We start from the raw sequence: 26,588 nt of genomic DNA, 5'->3' as shown, positions 1-26,588 counted from the left end.
GCTATTCAGCCACACAGCGCTGCATCGATTTTCGTGTCCTCGACTCTCACGCGGCCGGCCGGTGCGACTATCACTCGATAGTTGCTCACCGGCTGGTCTGCAGAGCAAATGTGCAACGTCCTGGCGGTTCTGCGCCGTAACGTCCCCAAACCGTTGAAACTGATTTCCTCTACACGCTTGCGGTTATCGACCACTCGCGTTGTGCCGCCATTGGCGCGTTCGATCAGCACCGGATCGTTTTCGTCGGGACCTTTGCCATCTGCGTCGAGTATGATCCGCCAGCCGTTGCTCCAGTCGTTCTCGATGGCATGAAGCGTAACGATCTGGTTGCGTGTGATTGCGGCCGCTCTCGCCGAACGAATGCCGCTGGCCAGCTCCCGGGCGGTCGCAAGGCCTCGGCTGGAATCGATGAGTTCCTTGAAAGAGGGGGTTGCGACGTTGGCCAGGATGGCCACCAGTGCAACGACGATCAATAATTCGATCAGTGTGAATCCTGCATGCTTCATATGCTTTCCTCCCTGGAAACCGCCGTTTCAACACACTGCGGGCGTTCGTCGTCGCAAAACAACCGTACGTCCCGCTATGGATTTTCCAGCGGCGTTGCTGCCTTATAGTCGTAACGTCTAGGAGACACTCAATGCGTCATATAGCCAAGGGATTCAGCCTCATCGAATTGTTAGTCACTGTGTCCCTGGTGGGCATCCTGGCGGCTATCGCTATCCCGAATTTCACCAGCTCCATCCAGAGCAACAAGGCCGATACCGAACTCAGCGATTTGCAGCGGGCGCTCAACTATGCGCGACTCGAGGCGATAAACAGGGGAGTGGCGGTGCGTATAGCGCCGACCAGCGGGACGGCGTGGACCAACGAATTGCAGGTGTATCTGGTTTCCGATACTCAGACGACGCCCACTGCGCTGCGAAAAATAGCGGCCATGAGCAGCGGCGCCACGCTGGTGGCCGATAACAATGCCACAGCAATTGATTTCAACAACTTGGGCGCGCTCATTGCCCCGGCTGCGGCGGTGACCATGACTTACACCCGAGGCACCATTAGCAAAACCATAAAGGTCTGTCTGACCGGTCGTATCACCTTGGGTGGAGGCTGCTAATGGCTGGTGAAACCCGATATCGCCAGACCGGTATGACCTTGATCGAGGTACTGGTCTCGGTATTGATTCTGGCCATCGGCCTGCTGGGCGCCGCGGCCATTCAGCTCAACGCGCTCAAGTACACCGACAGCGCGACCATGAGCAGTCAGGCGAGCTTCATTGCTTACGACATGATGGACCGCATCCGTGCCAATGTTGATGGTAATGCCAGTGCCAATGGGTCGACCAATGTACTGGCGACTTATGCCTTGGCGAATCTGGATGCGGCGCCAGCGGCCAATCCGAACGATGCCAGAGCGCAGGATCTCTCTGATTTCAGAGGCAACATCATCAACTTTGCAGGCTCGAGCGGTACCGGCAGCATTGATATCACCGGAGCTCCTGAAGTGACCATTAACATCGGCTGGAGCGACACAAGGGCTGCGGGATCAAGCAATCAGGCAACCGGGAACACGACCGGCAGCCCGACCAACCGGAGTTTTACACTGACCTCGCGGATCGGGGTCAACCCATGAGAAAGCTTTCCAGAGGCTTCGGTCTGGTCGAAATCATGGTGGCGCTGGTCTTGGGGCTGGTGGTCAGCCTGGGTATCGTGCAGATATTCACGGCTGCCAGAGGCACCTACCAGAGCCAGAATGCCGCAGCGCGGATGCAGGAGGATGCGCGTTTCCTGCTGAGCAAACTGATTCAGGAAATCAGGATGACCGGCATGTATGGCTGCCTGAGCTTCAAAAACTACACGCCTGTATCTCCTGCTATCCCGTGGCCGATCGCACTGGATACTCCAATTCTCTGGGATAATCCGAGCAGGACGCTGACGCTGGTGACTGCCGACGTGGGGACCACAGGCAGTACGCCCACCTGGACCATCGTTTCAGACTGTCAGTCCAAGACGCAGCTTTACGCCAGTACTCGTGCGCCAGATACGGGGCAGACGGCCTTTCCGTTGCGGCAGTTGGTCTACACGCTCAGCGGAACAGACTTGACCATAAAATATGGCACGGATGGCACTCCGCAGCCGCTGTTGCAGAACGTCGCGGACTTCAGTGTTTCTTTCGGCATGACGGGTAACCCGATGTCCTATACCACGGCTGTTACCAAGGCCAACGCCGACGCTGTGCGCAGTGTGCGTATCAGCCTGACGCTGCAGGATGGGCAGAACGGCATCGTCAAGCCTCAGCAGTACAACGTTGTCGCTTACTTGCGTAATCGCTTTTGAACGGGCCGGGCATGAACAGGATCGTGCGATTCAAATCGATACAGGCTTTCCCTGCACGGCAGGGCGGTATGGTGTTGCTGGTCAGTCTGGTGTTTCTGCTGCTGCTCACTCTGCTGGGTATCTCTTCCATGCAGAACGCCACGCTGCAGGAAAAGATGGCGGGAAGCGTCACCCTGCGCAATCAATCCTTCCAGAAGGCCGAAGCGGCATTAAGGCTGGGAGAGTCTTCGATCAAGGTGGCCGGATACACGCTGGCCAAGTGTACAAACTGCGCCCCACCCGCTGAATCAACCACGCTGACCGCCGCGGGAGTGGGGGCGTCCGGGGTGAGCTGGCTGGCAGCAGGTGGTGGCTTTTACGGTGTACAGAATCTGGGGACCACGGCGACACCTGTGAATCGGCCACCGATCTGTACCGGGACAGTAACGCTCTATCGCGTGACATCAGTCGCTATTCAAGGCACGTCGCGCACGGTGCTGGAGAGTATTTATGCCAATTGCTGAGAAACTCCGTCGCAGCCTGAAGTATCTCGGCGGTGCGCTTTTGGCTTTTTATGCCCTTACGCCCGTGTATGCGTTTACGCCAGCACAAGTACCGTTGCTCAGTGCGTCGGCCGTGCCGCCTAACCTGATGCTACTGGTGGATAACTCCGGGAGTATGTACAACATCATCTGGGCCGCCGGCTTTGATCCGACGGTGACCAATCGTCCCTCGATTATCTATGCGCAGCCTGGGTCATGCGGTCTTTTTAACTGCAGAGGCGTCTCCATTCAGGGCGACGACACGCTCTCGCTGGACTCTGCCGGGCCTTACACGTGCAGAAGCGATTACACCTACGTTGCGCGTGACAACGTGGGTTACTGCCTGAAGTTGCCCGATCCGGCCGGCAACGAGAGCACCACTCGCTACACTGCAGATTACCTCTCTTATCTGGTTGACCTGACGCGGGCCGCCAACACAACTACCAAAGACTTCACCGTCAATAACATCATTCCCAACGATTACCGTATCAATGTCGCGCGCAACGTTTCATTGAACCTCGTTGCCAACAACAAATCCCTGAGAATCGGTCTGGCCGGGTTCAACCCGCCGACCAACGCTGATCCCGGGCGTGGAGGGAAGATTTCCAGACCTGTTGCAGACCTGTCCCCTGTCGCCAGTAACCCTTACAACAACGGCGGTGTCAGCCAGGCTGATGCAAACGATAATGTCACTGCCCTCAATGCGGCCATCAATGCACTGCGAGGCGACTCCAATACGCCGTTGGCCGAAACGTATTATGAGATAACCCGCTACTTTCGGGGCATGACCCCGTATTACGGTTATAGCGGGGCACCGACGACCTACACCAGCCCTATACAGTACCGGTGCCAGAAAAACTTTGGCGTGGTGATCACTGACGGCTTGCCGACATACGATCGGACGTTCCCGACCAACGATCCGGAGGATGTACTCAATACCTCACGCTCACTGCCCAATTGGGACTTGAATGCGGCCAATGACGGGGCCAATCTTAATGGTGATGGTGAGGGCGATACGCTTTATCTGGACGACCTCGCCAAGTTCGCCTATGACATCGACATGCGAAGAGCGAGCAGTACACCTGCCACTGACCTGACCAAGAAAAGTTGGGACACAGACGGCTTCTCTCAACAGAACATGACTACCTACACCATTGGTTTCACCGCCGCCAACCAGATGCTGATAGACGCTGCTGACAATAACCATGGGCACGGCAAGTATTTCCAGACCAATGACAGCGCCGGTTTGAACAACGCCTTGAACCTCGCATTGAGCGATATCTATGCCAAGGCCGGTTCGGGCGGCGGTGGCGTGGCAAACTCGTCTACCCTTCAGGCGGGCAGCCGCTTCTACCAGACGCTTTATGACCCGACGGACTGGCATGGCACGATCAAGGCTTACAATCTGGACGCTACGACAGGAGCGCTGAGCGCCCCTGTCTGGACCACCGATACCACGATCACCAGCAGCACCAAGGCGCCTGTGTTCGAGTCATGGAGCACAGCGGCGACACCGACGAAAATCACTCTGGATTTTCTGAATTTCACGCAGGCGCAACGCGATGCCTTTACCGCTACGCTGCCGAGCGGAGTGACCGGCGCGGAGGTTATTGCCTGGGCCAAAGGCACGGCCAATGCCAAGCTTCGTACTCGTGCCACGCTCTTGGGCGATATCGTCAATTCATCATTGGGTGCCGGGCTGCCGACAGAGAAGACGGCGTCTGATTTGCTCGGCGACACCACTTACACGACGTACCTTTCTGCCAAGTCCAGCAACATGAGTTCCAGTCTGCTGGCCAACGCCAACGATGGCTTCTTCAATGTGATCGACGCCAGCTCCGGTGCGCGTAAATACGCGTATATGCCGTCCACGTCTCTGAGTTCATTGGCGACCATTTCATCCTCTTCCTACGGTTCCGGCGTTCACCGTTTCACGGTGGATGGTCAGATTGCAGTCTTCGATACGCAGGCATCCGCAGGGAGTGTATGGCGCACGGTGGCGTATTCCGGGCTGGGCGCTGGCGGCAAGGCTTTTTTTGCGATCAAGCTTTTCGAAGGTTCGGCAGACAGCATCGGGGCATTGTGGGAGGTCAAGGCTCCCGACACTTCAGACACCAACAACAAGTTCAACAACCTTGGATACACCTACTCCAAGCCGGATGTAGCACGTATGGCCGATGGCACCGGGATCGTTGTTGTGGGCAACGGTTACGGCAGTTTTACCGGGAGGGCGTCTCTGTATGTACTCAACGCCAACACCGGACAGTTCATTGCCGAAATTCCGACTCCGGTCACTGGCAGCGAAACGGATAACGGGTTGTCTTCGGTGAAACTTCGGGTCAATTCGCAGAATGTCGTTCAAGCAGCCTATGCGGGCGATCTCAAGGGCCGCCTGTGGAAGTTCGACATGAGCGGGGCCGCAGCATCCAGCTGGAAAGTCGCTTTCAATGGCTCACCCCTGTTCACTGCACCTCAGGGAGCCAGTCAGTCGATTACCGTTCAGCCCTTGTTGCTGGACCATCCACTCAACGGCAAGATCGTGTATTTCGGTACCGGGAAATTCAGCGAAACTGCGGACAAGCAGACCAGCTCGTTGCAGGATTTCTATGCCATCTGGGATGGCGACAACGGTTCAGGCAACATCGTTGAGGCCAATCTGCAGCCCCAGGCCATTAACGGGACGGTAGTCGGAAGTGGCAATACGTATTACACCACGACTTCCAATGATGTGGATTGGGGCACCAAGAAAGGCTGGTACCTGCCGTTGGCAACCACGGCCCCCTATGTCGGCGAGCGGATTATCTATCCGGCACAAACCTCTCGCGGTCGTATCATCTTCACCACGGCAGCCGTCAACTCTACCGACCCTTGCGAAAGCACCGGGACCGGGCGCTTGTTCGAGCTGAACGCCGCGACTGGCAGCATGCTTAATTACCAGGTACTGGATACCAACAATGACGGCGATATCAACTCTTCGGATTTGATCATTGGCGGTCTCGGTATCGGTACCGGTATCCCGGTAGTGGCTTCTATCGTTGCCGGTACCAATGGGGCCAACGATAACAAGTACGTGATTGACTCCAGCGGCGGCCCGCCCACCAAGATTACTGAGAAGGGCGGTAGCGCTAACGTCTTCCAGCGCATCATGTGGCGACAAATCCAATAGGGAAACTAGACATGCGAGTGACATCCAGGGGCTTTACGTTGATCGAACTCATGATCGTCGTGGCGATTGTCGGTATTCTGGCGGCCATCGCGTACCCCAGTTACACCGAATACGTGAAGCGCACCCAGCGGTCGGCGATTGCCAGCCTGCTGTCCGAGCAAAGCCAGGCGCTGGAGCGGTATTATTCACGAGCGGCCACTTACGTAGGGGCCACCGTGAGCGGAGGTAATACGTACTACAGTATAACGCCGACCCTAACTGCCACCGACTTCACCCTGACAGCTGACCCTCGCGCAGGTACGCTTATGGCTGGCGACAAGTGCGGCAGTTTCGTGATCACTAACACCGGGGCGCGTACCAACACGGGCGCAACCAGCGGCGTCACTGCCAAAGATTGTTGGGGCCGCTAAACCGTTTCCTTGTCACGAGACCAAGATGTCCAAGCAGAAAGTAGTCATCGTAGGCGGTGGCGTCATAGGTCTGCTGACCGCCTTCAATCTCGCCTCCGAGCAGGTCAGCGTCGTGCTGCTGGATCGTTCGGGCGTTGGCCAGGAGTCTTCCTGGGCAGGCGGCGGGATTGTCTCGCCGCTTTACCCGTGGCGCTACAGCACTGCGGTCACCGCGCTGGCGCACTGGTCGCAGGATTTCTACCCGCACCTCGCCGAGCGTTTGCTCGCACAGACCGGTATCGACCCTGAAGTGCACAGGACCGGCCTGTACTGGCTCGATCTTGATGACGAGCAGTCTGCGCTTGAATGGGCTGCCCGCGAAAAACGTTCGTTGAACCGCGTGGATATCTCGGCGGTGAATGATGCCGTGCCGGTGCTGGGTGAGGGCTATTCGCGGGCGATCTACATGGCCGATGTGGCCAACGTACGTAATCCCCGTCTGGTCAAATCGCTCAAGGCCGCCTTGCTGGCATTGCCCAATGTCGAGATTCGCGAGCACTGTGAAGTCAGCGGCTTTACCCGTGAAGGCAGCAGGATTTCGGGTGTGCAGACGTCTGCAGGGGATATCACCGGTGATCGGGTGATTCTGGCGGCGGGTGCGTGGAGCGGCGAGTTGCTCAAAACCCTGAGTCTGGAACTGCCGGTCGAGCCGGTAAAAGGCCAGATGATTCTCTACAAGTGTGCATCGGACTTTCTGTCGAGCATGGTGCTGGCGAAAGGGCGCTACGCGATCCCGCGTCGCGACGGGCATATCCTGATCGGCAGCACCCTGGAGCATGAAGGGTTCGACAAAACCACTACGCAGGCCGCATTGGAAAGTTTGAAGGCGTCGGCCGTCGAATTGCTTCCGCCATTGGCCCACGCCGAGCCCGTCGCCCAATGGGCAGGCCTGCGCCCTGGTTCGCCTGAGGGCATCCCGTTCATTGGCCCGCTGGAAGGTTTTGACGGCCTGTGGCTCAACTGCGGGCATTACCGCAACGGTCTGGTGCTGGCTCCGGCGTCCTGCCAGTTGATCACTGACCTGCTGCTGGACCGCGAGCCCATCATCGACCCCGCACCCTACGCGCCTGCGGGGCGCCTGGCAGGCTAGCCATCCTCTCGGTCATTCGGAGCGTGGGGCACGATGGTGTTCTCTCGCGCACCTATCGTTCCGCACGCTCCCGCGTGGGAACGCCTTTCGTGACGCTCTGCGTCACACGTTTTTCGCCGCGCAACGCATTCAATCCAGGCCCAGCTTCTTCAGGCGATAGCGCAGTGACCTGAACGACAAACTGAGCCTTTCTGCCGCCGCAGTGCGATTCCAGCGTGTTTCTTCCAGTGCCTGCAGGATGAGCTGGCGTTCGATGCTTTCCAGGTAGTCTTCAAGGTTGTCGATGTCGGCCAGGCTCGGGCCGTCGCTCTCCTGAGGGCTGGCGGACTCTGTCAGGCGCAGGTCGCTGGCGTGGATTTCATCGTTCTCGCACAGCGTGTAGGCGCGCTCCAGCATGTTTTCCAGTTCGCGCACGTTACCGGGGAAGCGGTAGCTCTTCAGCGTTTCCAGCGCCTGCGCGTTCAGGCGTGCGACGGGTTGTGCGCCGTTCCCGGCAAGGCGCTTGAGCACGCTGGCTGCCAGTTGGTCGATATCCTCACGGCGCTCGCGCAACGGGGGCACACGCACTTCGATCACGTTCAATCGGTAATAAAGATCCTGACGAAACCGACCGGCCGCGACCTCTGCATTCAGGTTCTTGTGGGTGGCACACAGAATACGTACGTCGACAATCTGCTCTTGCTGGCCGCCGACGCTGCGGATGGATTTTTCCTGAATGGCGCGCAGCAGTTTGACCTGCATGGCCAGCGGCAGGTCGGCGACCTCATCGAGAAACAGCGTGCCTGTGTGCGCCGCCTGAAACAGACCGGGCTTGTCTTCGTGGGCACCGCTGAAGCTGCCTTTGCGATGACCGAAGAATTCGCTCTCCATCAGCTCGGAAGGAATGGCGCCGCAGTTCACCGGTATGAAAGGTTTGTCGATGCGCGGACCCTGCTCGTGGATCAGACGCGCTACAAGCTCCTTGCCGCTGCCCGACTCGCCGCTGATGTAGATCGGCGCCTGGCTGCGGGCCAGCTTGCCGATCTGATTGCGCAAGGTACGCATTGCCAGCGAGTCGCCCAGCAGGCGGTTGTCGATGCTTCGCGTCGGTGGTGCGCCGGGCAGGCTCAGCGCGCTATTGACCAGCTCGCGCAACCTGCCGAGGTCGACCGGCTTGGTCACAAAGTCGAAAGCCCCGGCCTTCAGCGCGTTGATCGCCGTGTCCAGATTGCCGTGGGCAGTGATCATCGCCACCGGCACGTGGGGGTAGCCGTGCTGTATGTGTTGCACCAGCTCAAGGCCATTACCGTCAGGCAAACGCATGTCGGTCAGGCACATGTCGAACGGTTCGCGGGCCAGCCAGTCGTGCGCTTCGGCGACGTTACGGGCACTGCGGGTGTCGAGTTTCATGCGCCCCAGCGTGATCTCCAGGAGTTCGCGAATATCCGGCTCATCATCGACTATCAGGATTTTTTGCCGTTGGGTCATGCTCAGCTCGTCTTGAACGGGTGGGCGAAGGTAATGCGCAGGCAACTGCCACCCGTGGGGCGGGGCGCATATTCCAGGTGCGCCTGATTGCTTTCGCACAGTTCACGTGACAGATATAGACCAAGGCCGGTGCCTTTGCTCTCTGTGGTGAAAAACGGTTCGAAGATCTTGCTCAGGTGTTGCTCGCTGACCCCCGGCCCGTCGTCCAGCACTTCCAGCGTAGGCAGCTCGCTTCTGGGGTCATTGTGCAGTTTCAGCCAGACCTGTGCTGATGGATGATTTTTGCCGCTGTAGCGCAGGCCGTTCTGCAACAGGTTGGTCATGATTTGCGTCAGTTGTCCAGAATCCATGCGGGTTGTCAGCGTGCCGGGGCTTATGTCGACATGAATCGACTGATTGGGCGCAGCGGAACTGCGAAATTCAGCAACAAAGTGTTCCAGCCAGGTTTTCAGGTCGAGCAGTTCGGGCTGTGCTTCGCGCCTGCGCGACAATTGCAGGACATTTTCGATGACCCGATCAATGCGTCCCGACTGCTCATGAATGATCTGCCCCAGGCGTCGATCCGCTGCACTGAGCTCTTCCGATTCATTAAGCAACTGCGCCGCATGACTGACGGCACCCAGCGGGTTGCGTATTTCGTGGGCAATCCCGGCGGTGAGGCGTCCCAGTGCGGCAAGCTTGAGCTGCTGCGCCTGATGAGCAATCTGCGACAGGTCTTCGAGAAAAACCAGCGTCTGACGCTGATCGCCACGGTTGAGTCTGGCGAAGCTCGGTTGCAGTACCAGACCCACGGGGGCGGTGGTGATGCTGCGCGGCACCATGATCGGATTGACGAGCCACTGGCGCAGGCGTTCGACCAGTTGTGGCGAGCAGGTGTCGATGAGCTGGCCGACCAGTTGTTCCTGGCCCAGCAGGTGCAAGGCCCCCTGATTGGCCAGCAGCACCTGATGGTTGGCATCCAGCACCAGAATGCCGGTACGCATGCGTTGCAGAATGAGTGCGTTGAGTGCCTCCAGGCTGTCGACATCCGCCGCACGCTGCTCGGCCAGTACCTCGCTGACCTGCATGCGCGCTGTCAGCGCCTGCACCAGTAGGGCGGCGGCGAAGCACAGGGCGCCCAGCGAGCCAGCCTGTACGTAGTCGTTGGAAACCGAGGGTGTGCCGAAGCTGATGTAGAACGTCAGGTAGATGATGCCGATGGCCGAAACCGCAGCGATCAACAAGCCGATACGGCCGCGCAGCAACACATTGCTGATCGCTACCGAGGCAATCAACAGGTTGCCGATACCGCTGGAGGGCCCGCCGGCTGCATAGAACAGCGCGGAGAGCATGATCGCGTCTGTCATCGCCAGGCCGAAAAACTGTGCCTGACGGCTGGGGCGTTCCAGCAGCACGACGACCAGAATGTTGAACACCAGATACAACCAGCAGCCCGAGCGGAACAGGTTCGGGTTGGCCAGTTGCAGCAGCTCGGTTTCCAGGCTGCTGGAAATCAACAGGACCAGTACGACGCCGATGGTCAGTCGATAGAGGTGGTACAGCCGCAGAATCCGCTGCGCCTGCGGGCTGACAAGGGACGGTGAGTCAGCGGTCACGTGCCGCGGGGCCCTGCAGCCGGTGTGCCTCGCTGCAATACCATTGCTGTGCCTGGCTCAGCGCACGATCCTGCGGCAGATGAACGCCACACTGCGCGCATCGCACCATGGGTGTCGAAGCCAGTTCAGGCGGCTCGGCGCGGGATTTCGGCTTGGGGGGATTGATCAGACGCTTGACGAACCAGACCAACGCCGCGATCAACGCGACCCACATAAGTAAGCGAACCATGACTACCAGCTTAGTGATTGACGATGGCGCAGTGTAGCCAAGCCGCGAGCGGGCGCACAGGGGCAAAATTGATGCACAAAAAAAGAGGCCCGAAGGCCTCTTTTTTTTATGCACTCAGGATCAGTCGAACAGACCCAGGGTCATGTAGCTGAACCACGAACGGCTCTTGGTGCCTTTCGCTTCGGCGTCTTTTTCCGCCTGTTCGTCCAGCTCGGCCTGATTCTCCGGCAGTAGTTCTTTCGGAATGGAATCCTTGGCGTCCTGGTACTGCTTCTTCATGTCCTGATCGGCGCGGGTCTGGCCCGGTGGCAGCGGAGCGCTGCCGTCGATCAGGCCAAGGGTCGCTTTCGACAGCCATGAGCGGTTATCGGCCTCGGCTTCACGCGGGGTGAACTTGCCGTCAGCCAGTTGCGGGTGGTTCGGGTAGTTGGTCTTCAGCACTTCCAGGCTGGTGGCAGCCAGGTCGTCAAGGTGCAGACGCTGATAGGACTCGACCATCACCGCCAGACCGTCGCCGACCGAAGGCGTCTCCTGGAAGTTTTCCACTACATAGCGGCCACGGTTGGCGGCGGCGACATAGGCCTGACGGGTCAGGTAGTAGTCGGCTACGTGGATTTCGTAGGACGCCAGCAGGTTGCGCAGGTAAATCATGCGCTGCTTGGCGTCAGGCGCATAGCGACTGTTCGGAAAGCGGCTGGTCAACTGGGCGAATTCGTTGAACGAGTCACGCGCAGCACCCGGGTCACGCTTGGTCTGGTCCAGCGGCAGGAAGCGCGCCAGGAGGCCCACGTCCTGGTCGAAGGAGGTCAGGCCCTTCATGTAATACGCATAGTCGACGTTCGGGTGCTGCGGATGCAGGCGGATGAAACGCTCGGCAGCGGATTTGGCTGCTTCGGGTTCACCATTCTTGTAGTTCGAGTAGATCAACTCGAGCTGAGCCTGATCGGCGTAGCGACCGAACGGATAGCGAGATTCCAGCGCCTTGAGCTTCTCAGTGGCACTGTTATAGCTGTTATTTCCCAGGTCGGCCTGCGCCTGCTGGTACAGCTCGACTTCGCTGAGGTTTTCGTCGATGACTTCCTTCGACGAACAGGCCGCAGTCAATGCGAGGATGGCGATCAGCAGCAGGTGTTTCACTTGCATGGCGGCTTGCGTCCCTATAACGGCCTGCTGTCTTGGGCGGGGCCGTCCTGTTATGATGAGCGCCCCGCGATACCGGCGGGACAAAAGACGCCGTATTTAACCACAAGCGCGCTGCCGAAACCAAAGGCTAGCCGCCACCTAGTCTGGTCATGTCCGAAAATATAGAACTTCGCGCAGAGGTGCCGTCCGAATTGGGCGGTCAACGCCTCGATCAAGTCGCCGCACAATTATTCGCTGAGCACTCGCGCTCGCGCCTTTCCGCCTGGATCAAGGACGGCCGCCTGACTGTGGACGGAGGCGTTCTGCGCCCTCGCGACATCGTGCACGGTGGCGCTGTTCTCGAGCTGATTGCCGAGCAGGAGGCCCAGGGTGAATGGGTCGCTCAGGACATCGAACTCGACATCATCTATGAAGACGACCAGATCCTCGTCATCAACAAGCCCGCAGGGCTGGTGGTGCACCCGGCTGCCGGTCATGCCGACGGCACGCTGCTCAACGCCCTGCTGCACCACGTGCCGGACATCATCAATGTTCCGCGTGCCGGCATCGTGCACCGTCTGGACAAGGACACCACCGGCCTGATGGTGGTCGCCAAGACCATTCAGGCGCAGACACAGCTGGTTACCCAGTTGCAGAGTCGCAGTGTCAGCCGTATCTACGAGTGCATCGTGATCGGCGTGGTGACCGCAGGCGGCAAGATCGACGCGCCCATCGGCCGTCACGGTCAGCAGCGCCAGCGCATGGCGGTGATGGAGGGCGGCAAGCAGGCGGTCAGTCATTACCGCGTGCTGGAGCGCTTCCGTTCGCACACCCATGTACGGGTCAAGCTGGAAACCGGGCGTACCCACCAGATTCGCGTGCACATGGCGCATATCAACTATCCGTTGGTCGGCGACCCTGCCTACGGCGGTCGTTTCCGTATTCCGCCAGCGGCCAGCCTGACCATGGTCGATTCGCTCAAGACCTTCCCGCGGCAGGCGTTGCATGCCCGCTTCCTGGAGCTGGATCATCCGACCACCGGTAAGCGCATGAGCTGGGAATCGCCATTGCCGGACGATTTCGTCTGGTTGCTGTCCCTGCTCAAGCAGGATCGCGAGGCGTTCATCGGGTGAATGACTGGCTGATACCTGACTGGCCTGCGCCAGCACAGATCAAGTCCTGCGTTACCACTCGCTCGGGTGGGGTCAGCCTGGCTCCGTTCGACAGCTTCAATCTGGGCGATCACGTCGATGACAGCCCGCAGGCCGTGGCGAGCAATCGCCAGCGCCTGACCGCCAGTCTCAAGGCTCAGCCCGCCTGGTTGAAGCAGGTGCACGGCGTAGACGTCGTACCTGCCGATCCATCCCGCGTCGTCGAGGCCGATGCCAGCTGGACGAGCACGCCTGGCGTGGCCTGCACCATCATGACCGCCGACTGCCTGCCCGCGCTGTTCTGTCGTCGTGACGGTACGCGTGTGGCTGCCGCGCATGCCGGCTGGCGTGGGCTGGTGGCCGGGGTGCTGGAAGCGACGGCCGACAGCCTGCAGAGTGCTGCCGAAGACATCATGGTCTGGCTGGGGCCGGCCATCGGCCAGCCGTCGTTCGAAGTCGGTCCCGAGGTGCGCGAGGCCTTTACCGCCAGCCACCCGCAGACAGCCGCTGCGTTTGTCGCCAGTTCGAATCCTGATCGTTTCATGGCCGACATCTATGCGCTCGCCCGGTTAAGACTGGCAGCCCAAGGTGTCTCTGCCGTGTATGGCGGCGGGCTGGATACCTTCACCGACCCGCGCTTCTTTTCCTACAGGCGTGCCGCGCGCACTGGCCGCTTCGCTTCGCTGATCTGGATCGAACACGCCTGATTGCCGGGCTGTTTTGCACATTCCAGCTAGACTTGCCTGAACACTCGTCTGATCTGTATCAACCCCGGCCCGCTTGAAACGCGCAGAATCGTCCGCATCTAACTGGCTATTCAGCAGGTTTTCTTTATAGGTGTGTTCATTGCTCCGGCCTGCATTAAAGGAAGGTGACTAATGCGTATCGACAGATTGACCAGTAAATTACAGTTAGCGTTATCCGATTCCCAGTCGCTGGCCGTTGGCCTCGACCATCCCGCCATCGAACCTGCGCACTTGATGCAGGCGCTGCTTGAGCAGCAGGGCGGTTCCATCAAGCCTTTGCTGTTGCAGGTAGGCTTCGACATCAACAGCCTGCGCAAGGAACTGAGTGCAGAGCTGGATCGGTTGCCAAAAATCCAGAACCCGACCGGCGACGTCAACATGTCGCAGGATCTGGCGCGCCTGCTCAATCAGGCTGACCGTCTGGCGCAGCAGAAAGGCGACCAGTTCATTTCCAGCGAGCTGGTGCTGCTCGCGGCAATGGACGAGAACAGCAAGCTCGGCAAATTGTTGCTGGGGCAGGGCGTCAGCAAGAAAGCTCTGGAAAACGCCATCAACAACCTGCGCGGCGAAGGTGCCGTGAATGACCCGAACGTCGAAGAGTCGCGTCAGGCGCTGGACAAGTACACCGTTGACCTGACCAAGCGTGCCGAAGAGGGCAAGCTCGACCCGGTGATCGGTCGTGATGACGAGATTCGTCGCACCATTCAGGTCCTGCAGCGCCGCACCAAGAACAACCCGGTGCTGATCGGCGAACCAGGCGTGGGCAAGACCGCCATTGCCGAGGGCCTGGCGCAGCGCATCATCAATGGTGAAGTGCCCGATGGCCTGCGCGGCAAGCGCTTGCTGTCGCTGGACATGGGCGCGCTGATCGCCGGTGCCAAGTACCGTGGCGAGTTCGAGGAGCGCCTCAAATCGCTGCTCAACGAACTGTCCAAGCAGGAAGGCCAGATCATCCTGTTCATCGACGAGCTGCACACCATGGTCGGCGCGGGCAAGGGCGAAGGCTCGATGGACGCTGGCAACATGCTCAAACCTGCACTGGCGCGCGGCGAGCTGCATTGTGTCGGCGCCACCACGCTCAACGAGTACCGCCAATATATAGAGAAGGATGCGGCGCTTGAGCGTCGATTCCAGAAAGTCCTGGTCGACGAGCCAAGCGAAGAAGACACCATTGCGATCCTGCGTGGCCTGAAGGAGCGCTACGAAGTGCACCACAAGGTCGCCATCACTGACGGCGCGATCATCGCAGCGGCCAAGCTGAGCCATCGCTATATCACCGACCGCCAGTTGCCGGACAAGGCCATCGACCTGATCGACGAAGCGGCCAGCCGCATTCGCATGGAGATCGACTCCAAGCCTGAAGTGCTCGACCGCCTTGAGCGTCGCCTGATCCAGCTGAAAGTAGAGGCTCAGGCCCTCAAAAAGGAAAAAGACGAGGCGGCGATCAAGCGCCTGGAAAAACTTCAGGGTGAAATCCAGCGTCTTGAGCTTGAGTACGCGGACCTTGAAGAAATCTGGACCTCGGAAAAAGCCGAGGTCACCGGCTCGGCACAGATCCAGCAGAAAATCGAACAGTCTCGCCAGGAGCTGGAAGCCGCTCGCCGCCGTGGCGATCTGAACCGCATGGCCGAGTTGCAGTACGGGATCATTCCCGACCTGGAGCGCAGCCTGCAAATGGTCGACCAGCACGGCAAGCCGGAAAACCAGTTGCTGCGCAGCAAGGTGACCGAGGAAGAAATTGCCGAGGTCGTGTCGAAGTGGACCGGTATCCCGGTGTCGAAGATGCTCGAAGGCGAGCGCGAGAAGCTGTTGCGCATGGAAACCCTGCTGCACAACCGGGTGATCGGCCAGGAAGAAGCGGTGGTCGCCGTCTCCAATGCCGTGCGTCGTTCGCGTGCCGGGCTCTCCGACCCTAACCGTCCGAGCGGATCCTTCATGTTCCTCGGCCCGACCGGCGTGGGCAAGACCGAACTGTGCAAGGCGCTGGCCGAATTCCTGTTCGACACCGAAGAGGCGATGGTGCGTATCGACATGTCCGAGTTCATGGAGAAACATTCCGTGGCTCGCCTGATCGGTGCGCCGCCAGGCTATGTTGGTTACGAAGAGGGCGGCTACCTGACCGAAGCCGTGCGTCGCAAACCGTATTCGCTGATTCTGCTCGATGAGGTCGAGAAGGCGCATTCCGATGTGTTCAACATCCTCTTGCAGGTGCTTGAAGACGGACGTCTGACGGACAGCCACGGGCGCACGGTGGACTTCCGCAATACCGTGATCGTCATGACTTCCAACCTGGGCTCTGCGCAGATCCAGGAGCTGGTCGGTGACCGTGAGGCGCAGCGTGCTGCAGTGATGGACGCAGTCGGTACGCACTTCCGTCCGGAGTTCGTTAACCGGATCGACGAAGTGGTGATCTTCGAACCGCTGGCGCGTGACCAGATCGCCGGTATCACCGACATCCAGCTGGGCCGCCTGCGCAAGCGTCTGGCCGAGCGCGAGCTGTCGATGACCCTGAGCCCCGAGGCGCTGGACAAGCTGATCGCCGTTGGTTACGACCCGGTCTATGGCGCACGGCCGCTGAAGCGGGCGATTCAGCGCTGGATCGAGAACCCGCTGGCGCAGATGATCCTCTCGGGCAGCTTCATGCCCGGTACGACCATCACCGGCAAGGTGGTCGACGACGAGATCACGTTTGTCTGACAGCGCTCGTCAACGCTCTATAGAAGGGCCCTCGAACCGAGGGCCTTTTTTTGAGGCGTGGTCAGCAGTAGAATCAGGCCCGAGAGGCGATCTGAAAAAAAATCGCAAATCATTGTCTTAAAAAGCAATTTATAGGGTTGACAGGTGTTTTTAAAATTGTAGAATAGCGCGCCTCAGAGACGTGAACGCAACGATACAAACGAAGCGGAAAGGTCGATGAGATTGAAATCAACGAGTTAACAGCAAGCTGATTTCAAGGCGACAGGTTGTAAAGTTGAATCTGAAATCGATAGTTCCGCGATAGCTCAGTTGGTAGAGCAAGTGACTGTTAATCACTGGGTCCCTGGTTCGAGTCCAGGTCGTGGAGCCAGATTTCGCAAGGTTCAATGCAGTTTCAGTCGGGGTATAGCGCAGTCCGGTAGCGCGCCTGCTTTGGGAGCAGGATGTCAGGAGTTCGAATCCCCTTACCCCGACCATATTTGGGTCGTTAGCTCAGTTGGTAGAGCAGTTGGCTTTTAACCAATTGGTCGTAGGTTCGAATCCCACACGACCCACCATTTTTGGTTCCAAGGTTCACCTTGGAGCCGAATCTTAAAGATCTGATGCCACTCGTATCAGGTCGCAGGCAGCTGGTTGAGGTGCCTTGATTTACCGGGGTATAGCGCAGTCCGGTAGCGCGCCTGCTTTGGGAGCAGGATGTCAGGAGTTCGAATCCCCTTACCCCGACCAAACACTGTTGTGGCTGTATCTTTAGGACCTTGATGGGTGTTCATGTCTCAGTTTGAGGCAGGCTTTACCGTATGAGGGGTCTTATACCCAAACAAGCAGCCGTCTGTCGCGAAACATAGCGCCAGCAAGCTGTGATGTCAAATTGGAGCGCCCCGTACCAAGCGAAAGCTTGTGTACGGGGCGTTTTTTTTGGCAAAAAATGCTGTGCTGCGCGTGTATCGGCCCATATGAAGCAGTCATTAGGCCTGATAATTAAATAATCGGCACCGCGATGCATCTGCTGATAATGGCAGATTGAGTATTTTTGAGTTTTCTCTCAAGCCCAGCTCAGCATCCGGACACAGGTGAACGTGCTAGTCAGCAAGCGTCAGTGCACCTGCATACCGAACTGTGCATGATTGGCTGACAGCATCCGCCCGCTATGCATACCATCATCCAAGCCATATGCTGCTTCTATTCGCGTTGGAGAGCAGAGGCGCTTCTGCAATAGAGACTGCGAGGCTCGGCCGATCAATTTTTTGCATAGAAGTCTGTAACCTCTTACACCGGACGGAATCAACAGCTCACCGGCGCAAGTCGCGCAGGTGCGATTAACACCACTCCCCCACATTACCTTGGCTTCATCATTGCTTAAAAGGATATTGGCATGGCGAGCATTCAGTCGGAGTACCATCGGTTCCTAACATATCTGTCCCAGCGTGAGGTGCACGACGACGTGCGCCGGCTCGCGCTCCTGGTGCTCAATCATCTTGAGCCACTTGCCGCGGTCGGTGCGGCACGCCGAGGGCGGTCTACACGTCTGGCACCTTTAGCTATTGCGCATTTGGCTCAGATGCCAGTCGCTTACGAGGAAAATCCTCGCGAGGCAGACGCTGTTTCAGAGCTTGGGCGTCTGCACCAGCTACAGGTCGGACCTTTCCGTGGTTTTATGCGTCCGGAGGCCTTCGACCTCAGCCACGACATCACATTGGTATACGGAGCCAACGGCACCGGTAAGAGCAGTTTTTTCGAGGCGCTAGAAGTTGCGATGCTAGGGTCCATCAGCGAAGCCCAAGTCAAGCGCCTAGACCAACGGCAGTATTGCAACAATGCTCGTTTACGTCGGCATATTCCACCGGTGCTCTCGTCCAGAGACGCAGACGGCGATAGGGTCGTGCAGCCCGATGAGGCGAAGTACCGTTTCTGCTTTATCGAAAAAAATCGCCTTGATGACTTCGCCCGCATCGCAGCACGCACTCCCGGAGATCAGCGTCAGCTTATCGCGACACTGTTTGGTATGGAGCAGTTCGCCGAGTTCGTTCGTGGCTTCAATCCGTCACTTGATCAGGATCTGATGCTTGTCGGCGCTCAAGCCTCTCAATTGACATTGCGTCGACTTCAGCTTTCTAGTTCCGAGCAGGGCATCGCTGCTTATCCTCAAAGAATTGCGGGTATCGAGGAGCAAGAGTGCTTGCTCGCGCAACGCATGTCGCCAGGGTCCACCTATTTGTCCTGTGTAGAATGGCTGCTTGGTACGCCCCAGAATCAGGGGCGGCTGCCTTATGTTCAAGCGCAACTGAATGCCGTTTCGCCCACCGTCCATGGGATAAGCCGAGACAGGCTGCTCGCGTTACTTGCAGATTCATGTCGCGCTCAGGACTTGTGGAATGAGGCATCTGGCCAGCTCTCCGCTCGTGCAAGTGAGGTGTCATACGCCAAACTTTACGAAGCGGTGCTGGCCTTAGCCGAAGGGGCTACTACCTGCCCAGCATGCGGGACCGGGTTGGCCACGGTCGCCCAAAACCCTTTCACGAAGGCGCGCGCTGGCATCGAGCAACTCGCTCAACTAGCCACCCTTCAGCAGCGTGAGAGCAACCTGCGCGCTGAGTTAAGCGACGCAGTCCGAACGCTATGGGAAGAGATGCACAGGGTAGTAAGCGTCGCAGCAACCGTATGTTTACAAGATCTACGCGCGCATAGTCTGCCTTTATTACCCTTAGCTTTTGGTGGTTCCTGGTTGGCCGAATGGGTTGAGGGTGAGCAGCTCGCATGGAAGGGCTTACTTCGCATTGCCGAGATTATCGAAGGGCTTGATACCCAAGCTCGTGAAGCGAACGCGCAACGTATTGCGCTTGCCGAGGAGCGAGAAAGGCTTGACCAGAATCGATTGGATGTCGAACGGTTAAGGACGTTGCGAGCAGCAGCTGACCAAGACTTGGCGGCAGCCCATCAGACCGTAGCCCAATTTGATGAAACGAACCTCGAACTGATCCAAGCTGCAACTCAAGAAGTGTCAGTTGTCGCGAAACATCACCGTATCAAAGCAGCCTATGACGGTTTTCTGCCGGTGATCCAGGAGTACGTGGCTGCACTACCGGGAGTTCTTCTTCAAGGGATGGGGGAACAGACCCGAAATTTATACAACGCATTCAATCGTGGTGATTCGCCCGGTGATTTGCTGCATGCACTTTGGCTGCCAGTGGCAGAAAACGGCAGGATCGATGTAGAGTTCGTCTCCGAACCAGGCACCCGATATGACGCACTAATCGTTTTGAGCGAAGGTCACATCAAGTGCTTGGGCCTAGCGATATTGCTCGCCAAAAATATCGAACAGCGATGCCCTGTTGTTATCTTCGACGACGTCGTCAATGCGATTGATGATGAACATCGCGACGGTATATGGCGCACTTTCTTCGAGGACGGTGTTCTAGATGGCAAGCAAGTCATCCTTACATCCCATGCCGAAGAGTTTCTGCACCGCATCCAACAAGAGCTTGGTGCGCGGCGCGCTTCGGCCATAAAGCGTTACAAGTTTCTTCCGCACCACGGTGAGCATCAGCTTCGCGTCGATAGCGATCCGCCGGTAAAGAATTATGTTCTGCTGGCCCAACAGGCGTTTGCGGTGGACGAAAAACGGGAGGCGCTGCGTCAAGCGCGTCCAGCGCTGGAGAGCCTGACTGACCGTATCTGGAATTGGCTTGGCCGACGGGCTGATGGTCGCATTGAGCTGAAGCTCGGAGGTCCACGCGCACAGTGGGAGCTTAATAATAAATGTACCAAGCTGCGGTCGGCTTTGGCCCGCCTTGCGGTTCAGTACCCCGCCACCACAAATGTCGTAACCGCACTTGACCGTTTATTAGGTGTTGGTGCGGGGAGCATTGAGTGGGGTTATCTCAACAGCGGAGTGCACGATTCACAACGAGACCATGAATTTGATCGCGCTACAGTGCGGACAATTATCGAATCAATCACGGAGTTTGACCTCGCATTGGAGTTGCTAATCGGTCGTTGATGGTTTTGCATCATCTCCCTGACGCGAAATCGCGCCGGAGCAAATCGTCCTCTCCCGACGATAGTCTCGGCGCGGCACAGCATGACCGAATAACTGCGCTCTAAATAGTGATTGATTACATAGACTTAAGTTCCCGACCTGCCGATCCATCCGGCCAGTTCCAGCATTTCCGGGCGTAGCTGCCGAGCATCCTGGCTTGGGACAGGTCTTTCCTCAATTGCTGGTTCAGCACCAGTTCCACCGCCGGCAATGTTGTTCTGTACCCACCTGGTGAGTTCTCCCAAGCTTCTCAACAGATCTTCTGGATTGGAGCAGCCTAAAGGTAGCTGGCTGACTGCGGTGTCGCGGTCACTAGCGGGTGAGGGCGTCTCGTCGCGGTTCGCTGTCCTGGCATCTGGAGCAGTTGATGGGCTCATGGTAGAGACCGGTTTAGGCAGTGCGCGGGGCTTGGTCAAGGCCCGGACAGCTGCGCTTTCGGCTTTTGCAGTTGTTTCGCGAGTCGTAGTCGACGGAGTCAAGTCCTTAACTGGAGCAGATATTGATCGGTGTCTATCAGCACGCAGCGTCGCATCCGGTTTTGCCATGTAGCTGATTTTGGCCGGCCGCTTTCCTCGTTCATTCATCACCTCCCGCATCATGTCGTAGTCGGGTTCGATGTAATCCATCGTGGTAGCTATATTCGAGTGGTTCAGCAATTTCTTGGTCAGATAGATGTTGCGCTCCGGTAGCGTCATTAGCTCACTGGCGATCGTGTGTCGGAAGCGGTGAGGCGTCATGCGTATGCCGGTCATCGCAGTGAGTTTTTTATACATCGCCTCAACTTGGTTGGAGTTCATCTCGTGGCGGCGGTAGTGGCCTGAAAATCTGTTTACGTTGAACAACTGGTCACCAGGCTGGAACCTCAAGGCCTTCGCTGCGTGCATAAGCGTTTCTAGCTGAGCCATCAGGCCGTCCGGGATAGGAATCAGGAACTCACGATGAGTCTTCTCCGTTTCGCCTCTGACTCTGATCAGTCGGTCGCGCAGGTATACATCCGCATATCTCAGGCATAGCAGCGCATTGAGCCTGATCCCCGTGTAGTAGAAAGTTTCGAACACGCACAGCCAGAACCAGGCAGGTGTTATTTCTGTCCGTTTAGCGGTGGCACGCTCCTCTGCCGCCAGCATCCTCAGCCAGTTACGAGCGCGGACGCTTGCGTCGTTCGCAACTGTCTTTTTTGGGCGCTTGGGCGGCATCACACGCGTGTTTTTAAGTGGGTTAACAACCAGATCCAGCAGACCGTGCTCAATTGCATAACCGTATATGGTGCGCAAATGGCTGGAATACGTGTTCCAGCTGCGCTTGGAGATCCGCTCAAGCTCAGACCTACGCCAGTCAAGCATGTCGCGGTGGGTCGTCTCACAGGCAAGGCAGTCGCCGAAGAATCTGACATAGGATTTTGTGGCAGCCCAGTAGATCTTGACGGTGTCGGGCCTAAGATCATGAGTGAGTACATATTCCTGGGTCAGTTCCGGAAGCGTCATCGGTTTCATTCAGATGTGTCCTTGTCTACCAATTCTGCCAAGCTGATGACCGGGTTGTCATAGGGCACCTCGCTGAAAACGTCGGTAGGCTCTATGAGCAGATAGCCCCGCAGTTGCTTGCTTTTTCGTGGTCCTTTGACCAGACATGTCCAGATGTTCAGGCCTGCGCCAGTCTTGCGATGTTTTTTCAGCTTCTCAAAAGAACGCTGAACGACCTGCCAAGCTTCCAGATCACGCTCTTTAGCCTCACGCCCTATATCTGGGTGCTCAAGTGCGTAACGTTTGAATATGTCCGGGCTCACCAGGAACGCAGTGCCATCCACGGTATGCACACGTGCCTTGGCGTCATTGATGATGATCCTGTGGGAGATCACGCCCCCCTTCAGCCAGGTGAGGAAATTCAAGCCGTGGCTTGAGCCACCTTCCGGCGAGACTTTTGCCGGCTCTTCGACTAGGGCTGTGTGGTTCTCTGCCTTATCTCCCACAAGCTGCCGAGGTTGGCTAAGACGGGTAGCTGCCGGAGGAGGGGGCAAAAACGGAATCTGATCATCATGATCATCATCATCATCGCCTGCCGGCTCGGGTGTTGGTTGAGTCGGTGCTGTCGCTACCGGGTCCGGGAACAGATCGAGCAGTTCGTCCAGCGCATCAAAATCTTTTGCTGCAGCAGGTGCTTGCTTAGGTGCAGGCCGCGCTGCTGGTGCTTCTGGCGTATTTTTGCTGTTCACCGGTTGAGATTCGTCGCCTCCTGCAGGAGCTGACTCGTTGTCATCCGCCATTGGTGCAGATTCCACGGTCAGCGTGCCTGTGTACGTCTCAGGTCTATCATTAGTGTTTGGCCAGATCAGTGCCGGCGCTATTTTCAGCACTGTGAACGTGTTCTTCCAGCCACGACCATTGTCGATGCTGGCCTTCCAAATGGCTTTTCCCTCTCCGTTGGGCTGAATGATGGCCTGATCCTGGAGCAGGTCAAACATAGGGGCGTTGGACGAGGGGACGTGTTCGATACCCTGAGACAGTAGAAGAGCTCGGAGCTGATCTACGGCTGGCTTGCTGACAAGCCACAAGCCTTCCTGAGTCAGCCATCCGTCTGAGGGGCCGTCAGGCTGGTTCAACTTGAATTTATCCGCCACGAGCATCCTAAGGCCTTCAGCCAGCTGCCTTTGGATAGACTGTTTGGGCGCGGACATCGCCCGGCCAGGATTGCCTCCGAGTTCCTGTGCCACGGAAGCCTGGTCAGCTTGGGAGACAATTTCACCAAGGATATCGGCATGCTCATACTGACCAGCGAACGCGAACACGAGTTGAGACCAGAGCTCGGGAAACCCGCTGAGCCAGTCCAATGCCTTCGCCGGAATCACGTTGGAGTAGATCAGCGACGAAGCGGCTCCATGCAACCGATAGTCTCGACCTTTCACGTACTTGAATCGGTATGGCTGATCCATAGGCCCGTGCCATGGATGCCAGATAGTGCCATCCGCGAGTTCAACCTTGACGTCTACCGCAATCTTGCCCAAGTCGTGGACGAGCGCACCATAGGCCGATGCTGCAGACCATGCTTCTGACTGAGCCGCCTGCGACTCGGGGGGCGCTCCGATGGGGAGCAGATACATTTGCCTTATCTTCAATGCGTAGGCGACGATTTCGAGACCGTGATCCAGCATGCCACCATGATATGCATGGTGATGATTTTCAGAGGCAGGGAGATGCTGCACCAAGGCTGCGTAGCTCTTGAATGCCTGCATGTAAAGCGTCTCGAACTGCTCACGCGGCAGAGAGGTCCGCTGCCAGATGTTTTCAATCAACTGGCGCCGTCGGGAAGTCGACAGCAACGCGTCGGGAGATTCTGGTTTGAAAAAGCCTGCAGCAGCATTGGACGATATCGGAGACGCTTTTCTTCGCGTGAAGAAACTAAGCATTTAGGCACCCATGATGAAGTCATTGGTGGGCCTTTTGCTTTATATGGCTCAGCGTGACAAGTCGAAACCTATATCCATCCTGGAAAGGTTATATACATAGCCGTCGCTTGATTGGCTGGGATCCAAACAGTGACAGAATTGGATGTTGCCACGCTCGCGTAAAAAAATGTAGCCTCCAAGTGACTGTTAAGTAACATTTATTGTGAATTTCTTTTTTATTGAAAATGCCTTTCGAGCCCTTTCGGCATCCATTTCCGGCGGACTCGCCGGCCCTTTCGGGTAAGGCACTTACCCTTATTCCCCCATTCCATTCAAACCCTTCGCTCTGCCATTTGCTTCAGCCCATTTAGCCCCTTTCGGGGTGGACGAAGATGGACAGCCGTTTGTCGGGTCGAAGTCAAAGGCGTGGGGCAGTCAAAGCTCAACGGGCTGGATGAGCTCCGGTCCTTGATTCCGCACGTTCCCCACTGCGCGATCAACCGGGAACCATTCGAAATCGTCAACAATCCTGCAGTGCTCTTTTGCCAACGCTTCGGCTTTCTGCGGTGTAGTTTCGGAATCAAGCCATTCCCGTGCATCTGCTGCCGTCAGTACCACCGGGCGGCGATCATGAATGTCCACCATTCCCGAATCGCTTGCCGACGTAATGATCACGAACCCGTCGCCATCATGCGGCTCAATCTCTCTGTGCAATTGGGCCAACGCAGCAAAAAACATGGGCTTTTCACTCTTAAGGCGGATGAAGTAGGGCTGCTTTTTCTTGGGGTCATCCGGGTCCTTCACCCATTCAAACCACCCGTTCGCTGGGACAACTGCCCGGCCGCTAGGCCAGAGCTCTTTGAAGAACTTTCCCGTCATCACGGTTTCGACTCGAGCGTTGATTGGGGCCGGTCGTTTGCCTTTCGCCCAGAAGGGCTCCCACCCCCACCGAACCTTGTCGACACTTAGGCCCTCATCGGTGTGACGGATGATCTCAACCCGAGTGCTAGGAGCCACGTTGTAGCGCTCTATGGGGCGGAGGTCGTAACCATTGATCACGAGCTGCTCTGGGGCAAGTTCCTTGAGGTAGTGGTCCATGGATTCGTAGATCGAGTAGCGTCCGCACATGATGTCACCCCTAATGTCACTCGTCGAAAATGCCCTTCAGTACGATTGACCGCGCGCGGGTCAAAGAGTTAACTGTATATCTATACAGCTAACTTTATCGAAAGGTCTTCCTCATGAGCGTAGTCATTCTTGGTCCGTTGTCTGAAGGGGGTATCAAGCTACCGCTTTACTCATTTCAGGTGCCAGCTGGGTTTGCCTCTCCCGCTGTCGATTACATCGAGAAGCACGTGTCCCTGGACGAGCTGGCCGAGGTACGAGCACCGCATGTGTACCTGGCGAAAATTCTCGGAGACAGCATGATTGGGGCAGGTATTTTTGATAAGGATCTGATCGTCGTCGATCGCAGTCGCACTGCCGAGCATGGAGAGATCGTCGTGGCAGCGCTTAACAATTCGGAGCCGATTTGCAAGCGGCTCTTCATGATGGATGGGGTTGTCAAACTTCAATCCGAAAATAGTGCCTACCCGTCCAAGCACATCCTTGAGGGTGACAACCTCGTCATCTGGGGCGTAGTGAACTACAGCATGCGCCGTCATGGAAAAGCATGAGCCTATTTTCGCGCTTATCGATTGCAACTGCTTCTATGCCAGCTGCGAGCGTGTTTTTCGTCCAGATCTGGAGAAGACGCCCATCGTGGTACTCAGCAATAACGACGGTTGTGTCATAGCTCGAAGTTACGATGCCAAGCCGTTTGTAAAAATGGGCGCGCCCTATTTCCAGATCAAAGAACTGCTGCGCCGCAACGGGATCAAGGTTTTCAGCAGCAATTACGCCCTGTAGTAAGTTAGGTGGAATGCTTTTTCGTGCGCTTGGCTCAACCCTCTGACGCTCTGGGGAGACACCCATGACTTCCACCCCCTCCTATGCAGTGATGCTAAACCGCTACCCCAGTGTTAACGAGTGGCTGCAACTGCTCGGTAACCTGGGCCGTGCACCGGCGACGCTCGATGCGTATGCGCGGGGTCTGGCGCATTACCTGGGCCACTGCGAAGCCTCTGGTCTGGAGGCTGAATCCGTCACGTTCGAGCAAGTCACCCTCTACATCCGGCGGCTATTACCGGGCCAGGAAAACGCGGTGGCGAACTCGACCTTGCACCAGCGCCTCACCGCGATCCGCCTGTGGTACGACCACCTGGTGTTTCAGGGGCGTTGCGCACAGAATCCGGTACCTCGCGGCCAGCACGGCCGCCTGTGTCAGATCCCTGGACATTCAGGCTTTGTGAGAGGGCTGGTGCCTCGCCTGATAAAGCTGCCCGACATCCCCACGGATGAGCAGTGGCGTTACTTTCTCAGCATCGCGACTAGGTCGTCTATTCGTGATCGACTTATGCTCTCGTTGGCGTACTGCGGTGCGCTCCGTCGTGCCGAACTGGTGGGCCTGAGAATCGAAGACCTGGATCTCGCCCATCGACTCATTTCAGTGCGCGCAGAAACGACCAAAGGCCGACGCAGCCGTGTCGTGTGCTACAGCCCTGA

The 26,588-nt window shown here is 57.5% G+C and carries 21 protein-coding genes, 4 tRNA genes and 1 pseudogene; 18 read left to right on the top strand and 8 right to left on the bottom strand.

Features of this window, described 5'->3' with window-relative positions; genetic code table 11:
• Window positions 1-5 precede the first annotated feature (5 nt).
• The gene (locus tag BLR16_RS27175; protein WP_003371117.1) at window positions 6-506 is read right to left on the bottom strand and encodes a GspH/FimT family pseudopilin; all 501 of its coding nucleotides are present in this window, start codon (window positions 504-506) and stop codon (window positions 6-8) included.
• Window positions 507-637: 131 nt separating this feature from the next.
• Here BLR16_RS27175 and BLR16_RS27170 point away from each other — a divergent pair, with 131 nt between their 5' ends.
• From BLR16_RS27170 to thiO, 7 genes are read left to right on the top strand one after another with little or no spacing between them, the layout of a single operon-like run.
• Window positions 638-1,111, top strand: coding sequence for a GspH/FimT family pseudopilin (locus BLR16_RS27170; protein WP_002551984.1), 474 nt, complete (start codon window positions 638-640; stop codon window positions 1,109-1,111).
• Window positions 1,111-1,626, top strand: a complete 516-nt coding sequence (gene pilV / locus BLR16_RS27165) for a type IV pilus modification protein PilV (RefSeq protein ID WP_054082202.1) — start codon at window positions 1,111-1,113, stop codon at window positions 1,624-1,626. The genes BLR16_RS27170 and pilV overlap by 1 nt, the downstream gene beginning before the upstream one ends.
• The gene (locus tag BLR16_RS27160) at window positions 1,623-2,330 is read left to right on the top strand and encodes a PilW family protein (protein ID WP_072367032.1); all 708 of its coding nucleotides are present in this window, start codon (window positions 1,623-1,625) and stop codon (window positions 2,328-2,330) included. Before pilV ends, BLR16_RS27160 begins: the two co-directional genes overlap by 4 nt.
• An 11-nt stretch (window positions 2,331-2,341) precedes the next feature.
• Entirely contained in the window at window positions 2,342-2,833 is a 492-nt protein-coding gene (locus BLR16_RS27155) for a pilus assembly PilX family protein (RefSeq protein ID WP_003371123.1), read from the top strand.
• The gene (locus tag BLR16_RS27150) at window positions 2,820-6,017 is read left to right on the top strand and encodes a pilus assembly protein (RefSeq protein ID WP_003435656.1); all 3,198 of its coding nucleotides are present in this window, start codon (window positions 2,820-2,822) and stop codon (window positions 6,015-6,017) included. The genes BLR16_RS27155 and BLR16_RS27150 overlap by 14 nt, the downstream gene beginning before the upstream one ends.
• Window positions 6,018-6,028: 11 nt before the next feature.
• Window positions 6,029-6,427 (top strand): type IV pilin protein, encoded by a 399-nt coding sequence (locus tag BLR16_RS27145; RefSeq protein WP_003371127.1) that lies wholly within the window; start codon window positions 6,029-6,031, stop codon window positions 6,425-6,427.
• Between the two features lie 25 nt (window positions 6,428-6,452).
• Window positions 6,453-7,556 carry a glycine oxidase ThiO gene (gene thiO, locus BLR16_RS27140; protein WP_003371129.1) on the top strand — a complete coding sequence of 368 codons (1,104 nt, stop codon included), beginning with the start codon at window positions 6,453-6,455 and terminating at the stop codon, window positions 7,554-7,556.
• A gap of 129 nt (window positions 7,557-7,685) precedes the next feature.
• On the opposite strand, the gene BLR16_RS27135 is transcribed toward thiO, so the two are convergent.
• The 4 genes from BLR16_RS27135 to BLR16_RS27120 form a co-directional block, all read right to left on the bottom strand.
• Window positions 7,686-9,023, bottom strand: a complete 1,338-nt coding sequence (locus tag BLR16_RS27135) for a sigma-54-dependent transcriptional regulator (RefSeq protein WP_044310107.1) — start codon at window positions 9,021-9,023, stop codon at window positions 7,686-7,688.
• Window positions 9,024-9,025: 2 nt separating this feature from the next.
• Window positions 9,026-10,618: a sensor histidine kinase gene (locus BLR16_RS27130; RefSeq protein WP_060708650.1), complete on the bottom strand. Its 1,593-nt coding sequence runs from the start codon at window positions 10,616-10,618 to the stop codon at window positions 9,026-9,028.
• Entirely contained in the window at window positions 10,608-10,847 is a 240-nt protein-coding gene (locus tag BLR16_RS27125; RefSeq protein WP_032609810.1) for a PP0621 family protein, read from the bottom strand. Before BLR16_RS27125 ends, BLR16_RS27130 begins: the two co-directional genes overlap by 11 nt.
• Window positions 10,848-10,967: 120 nt before the next feature.
• Entirely contained in the window at window positions 10,968-11,990 is a 1,023-nt protein-coding gene (locus BLR16_RS27120) for an outer membrane protein assembly factor BamD (protein ID WP_003371138.1), read from the bottom strand.
• A 149-nt stretch (window positions 11,991-12,139) separates the two neighbouring features.
• On the opposite strand from BLR16_RS27120, the gene rluD reads away from it, so the two are divergent.
• The 8 genes from rluD to BLR16_RS27075 all read left to right on the top strand — a co-directional run bounded on the left by rluD (window position 12,140) and on the right by BLR16_RS27075 (window position 20,563).
• Window positions 12,140-13,102 carry a 23S rRNA pseudouridine(1911/1915/1917) synthase RluD gene (rluD, locus tag BLR16_RS27115; RefSeq protein ID WP_002551999.1) on the top strand — a complete coding sequence of 321 codons (963 nt, stop codon included), beginning with the start codon at window positions 12,140-12,142 and terminating at the stop codon, window positions 13,100-13,102.
• Window positions 13,099-13,827 carry a peptidoglycan editing factor PgeF gene (pgeF, locus tag BLR16_RS27110; RefSeq protein WP_074809100.1) on the top strand — a complete coding sequence of 243 codons (729 nt, stop codon included), beginning with the start codon at window positions 13,099-13,101 and terminating at the stop codon, window positions 13,825-13,827. Before rluD ends, pgeF begins: the two co-directional genes overlap by 4 nt.
• A 171-nt stretch (window positions 13,828-13,998) precedes the next feature.
• Window positions 13,999-16,563 (top strand): ATP-dependent chaperone ClpB, encoded by a 2,565-nt coding sequence (clpB, locus tag BLR16_RS27105; RefSeq protein WP_044310104.1) that lies wholly within the window; start codon window positions 13,999-14,001, stop codon window positions 16,561-16,563.
• Between the two features lie 294 nt (window positions 16,564-16,857).
• Window positions 16,858-16,933: transfer RNA gene (locus tag BLR16_RS27100), tRNA-Asn, on the top strand.
• Window positions 16,934-16,962: 29 nt separating this feature from the next.
• Window positions 16,963-17,039, top strand: a tRNA-Pro gene (locus BLR16_RS27095).
• A gap of 5 nt (window positions 17,040-17,044) precedes the next feature.
• Window positions 17,045-17,120, top strand: a tRNA-Lys gene (locus BLR16_RS27090).
• A gap of 95 nt (window positions 17,121-17,215) precedes the next feature.
• Window positions 17,216-17,292, top strand: a tRNA-Pro gene (locus BLR16_RS27085).
• 646 nt (window positions 17,293-17,938) lie between these two features.
• Window positions 17,939-20,563, top strand: a complete 2,625-nt coding sequence (locus BLR16_RS27075) for an AAA family ATPase (protein ID WP_092194656.1) — start codon at window positions 17,939-17,941, stop codon at window positions 20,561-20,563.
• 125 nt (window positions 20,564-20,688) lie between these two features.
• Here the strand turns inward: BLR16_RS27075 and xerC (BLR16_RS27070) are convergent, their stop codons facing one another.
• The 3 genes from xerC (BLR16_RS27070) to BLR16_RS27060 form a co-directional block, all read right to left on the bottom strand.
• A complete protein-coding gene (xerC, locus tag BLR16_RS27070; RefSeq protein ID WP_092194654.1) occupies window positions 20,689-22,095 on the bottom strand; it encodes a site-specific integrase in 1,407 nt (468 codons plus the stop codon).
• On the bottom strand, window positions 22,092-24,005 hold the full coding sequence (mobH, locus tag BLR16_RS27065; protein ID WP_092194658.1) for a MobH family relaxase: 1,914 nt from the start codon (window positions 24,003-24,005) through the stop codon (window positions 22,092-22,094). Before mobH ends, xerC (BLR16_RS27070) begins: the two co-directional genes overlap by 4 nt.
• 414 nt (window positions 24,006-24,419) lie before the next feature.
• Window positions 24,420-25,112, bottom strand: a complete 693-nt coding sequence (locus BLR16_RS27060) for an SOS response-associated peptidase family protein (protein ID WP_092194652.1) — start codon at window positions 25,110-25,112, stop codon at window positions 24,420-24,422.
• A gap of 113 nt (window positions 25,113-25,225) precedes the next feature.
• On the opposite strand from BLR16_RS27060, the gene BLR16_RS27055 reads away from it, so the two are divergent.
• The 3 genes and pseudogenes from BLR16_RS27055 to xerC (BLR16_RS27045) all read left to right on the top strand — a co-directional run.
• Window positions 25,226-25,660: a LexA family protein gene (locus tag BLR16_RS27055; protein WP_003318766.1), complete on the top strand. Its 435-nt coding sequence runs from the start codon at window positions 25,226-25,228 to the stop codon at window positions 25,658-25,660.
• A pseudogene (locus BLR16_RS27050) lies at window positions 25,647-25,889 on the top strand (DNA polymerase V subunit UmuC); the annotation flags it as partial. The gene BLR16_RS27055 and the pseudogene BLR16_RS27050, both read left to right, overlap by 14 nt.
• Window positions 25,890-25,956: 67 nt before the next feature.
• The coding region (gene xerC, locus BLR16_RS27045; RefSeq protein WP_170846053.1) for a site-specific integrase at window positions 25,957-26,588 on the top strand (632 nt) is incomplete at its 3' end.

Source organism: Pseudomonas sp. BS3767 (assembly GCF_900099665.1).
In the GTDB taxonomy this organism is placed as follows: domain Bacteria; phylum Pseudomonadota; class Gammaproteobacteria; order Pseudomonadales; family Pseudomonadaceae; genus Aquipseudomonas; species Aquipseudomonas cerasi.
Note: the sequence above shows the minus strand (reverse complement) of the source record. Positions and strands in the feature narration are given on the sequence as shown.

What these genes read in the sequence shown, in the direction of transcription:
- BLR16_RS27160 (WP_072367032.1), top strand. Translation starts at nt 1,623, where the DNA reads ATGAGAAAGCTTTCCAGAGGCTTCGGTCTGGTCGAAATCATGGTGGCG.
- xerC (WP_092194654.1), bottom strand. Translation starts at nt 22,095, where the DNA reads ATGAAACCGATGACGCTTCCGGAACTGACCCAGGAATATGTACTCACT.
- BLR16_RS27145 (WP_003371127.1), top strand. Translation starts at nt 6,029, where the DNA reads ATGCGAGTGACATCCAGGGGCTTTACGTTGATCGAACTCATGATCGTC.
- clpB (WP_044310104.1), top strand. Translation starts at nt 13,999, where the DNA reads ATGCGTATCGACAGATTGACCAGTAAATTACAGTTAGCGTTATCCGAT.
- BLR16_RS27150 (WP_003435656.1), top strand. Translation starts at nt 2,820, where the DNA reads ATGCCAATTGCTGAGAAACTCCGTCGCAGCCTGAAGTATCTCGGCGGT.
- BLR16_RS27170 (WP_002551984.1), top strand. Translation starts at nt 638, where the DNA reads ATGCGTCATATAGCCAAGGGATTCAGCCTCATCGAATTGTTAGTCACT.
- BLR16_RS27075 (WP_092194656.1), top strand. Translation starts at nt 17,939, where the DNA reads ATGGCGAGCATTCAGTCGGAGTACCATCGGTTCCTAACATATCTGTCC.
- BLR16_RS27055 (WP_003318766.1), top strand. Translation starts at nt 25,226, where the DNA reads ATGAGCGTAGTCATTCTTGGTCCGTTGTCTGAAGGGGGTATCAAGCTA.
- BLR16_RS27125 (WP_032609810.1), bottom strand. Translation starts at nt 10,847, where the DNA reads ATGGTTCGCTTACTTATGTGGGTCGCGTTGATCGCGGCGTTGGTCTGG.
- thiO (WP_003371129.1), top strand. Translation starts at nt 6,453, where the DNA reads ATGTCCAAGCAGAAAGTAGTCATCGTAGGCGGTGGCGTCATAGGTCTG.
- mobH (WP_092194658.1), bottom strand. Translation starts at nt 24,005, where the DNA reads ATGCTTAGTTTCTTCACGCGAAGAAAAGCGTCTCCGATATCGTCCAAT.
- BLR16_RS27120 (WP_003371138.1), bottom strand. Translation starts at nt 11,990, where the DNA reads ATGCAAGTGAAACACCTGCTGCTGATCGCCATCCTCGCATTGACTGCG.
- BLR16_RS27155 (WP_003371123.1), top strand. Translation starts at nt 2,342, where the DNA reads ATGAACAGGATCGTGCGATTCAAATCGATACAGGCTTTCCCTGCACGG.
- pilV (WP_054082202.1), top strand. Translation starts at nt 1,111, where the DNA reads ATGGCTGGTGAAACCCGATATCGCCAGACCGGTATGACCTTGATCGAG.
- rluD (WP_002551999.1), top strand. Translation starts at nt 12,140, where the DNA reads ATGTCCGAAAATATAGAACTTCGCGCAGAGGTGCCGTCCGAATTGGGC.
- BLR16_RS27135 (WP_044310107.1), bottom strand. Translation starts at nt 9,023, where the DNA reads ATGACCCAACGGCAAAAAATCCTGATAGTCGATGATGAGCCGGATATT.
- BLR16_RS27060 (WP_092194652.1), bottom strand. Translation starts at nt 25,112, where the DNA reads ATGTGCGGACGCTACTCGATCTACGAATCCATGGACCACTACCTCAAG.
- BLR16_RS27175 (WP_003371117.1), bottom strand. Translation starts at nt 506, where the DNA reads ATGAAGCATGCAGGATTCACACTGATCGAATTATTGATCGTCGTTGCA.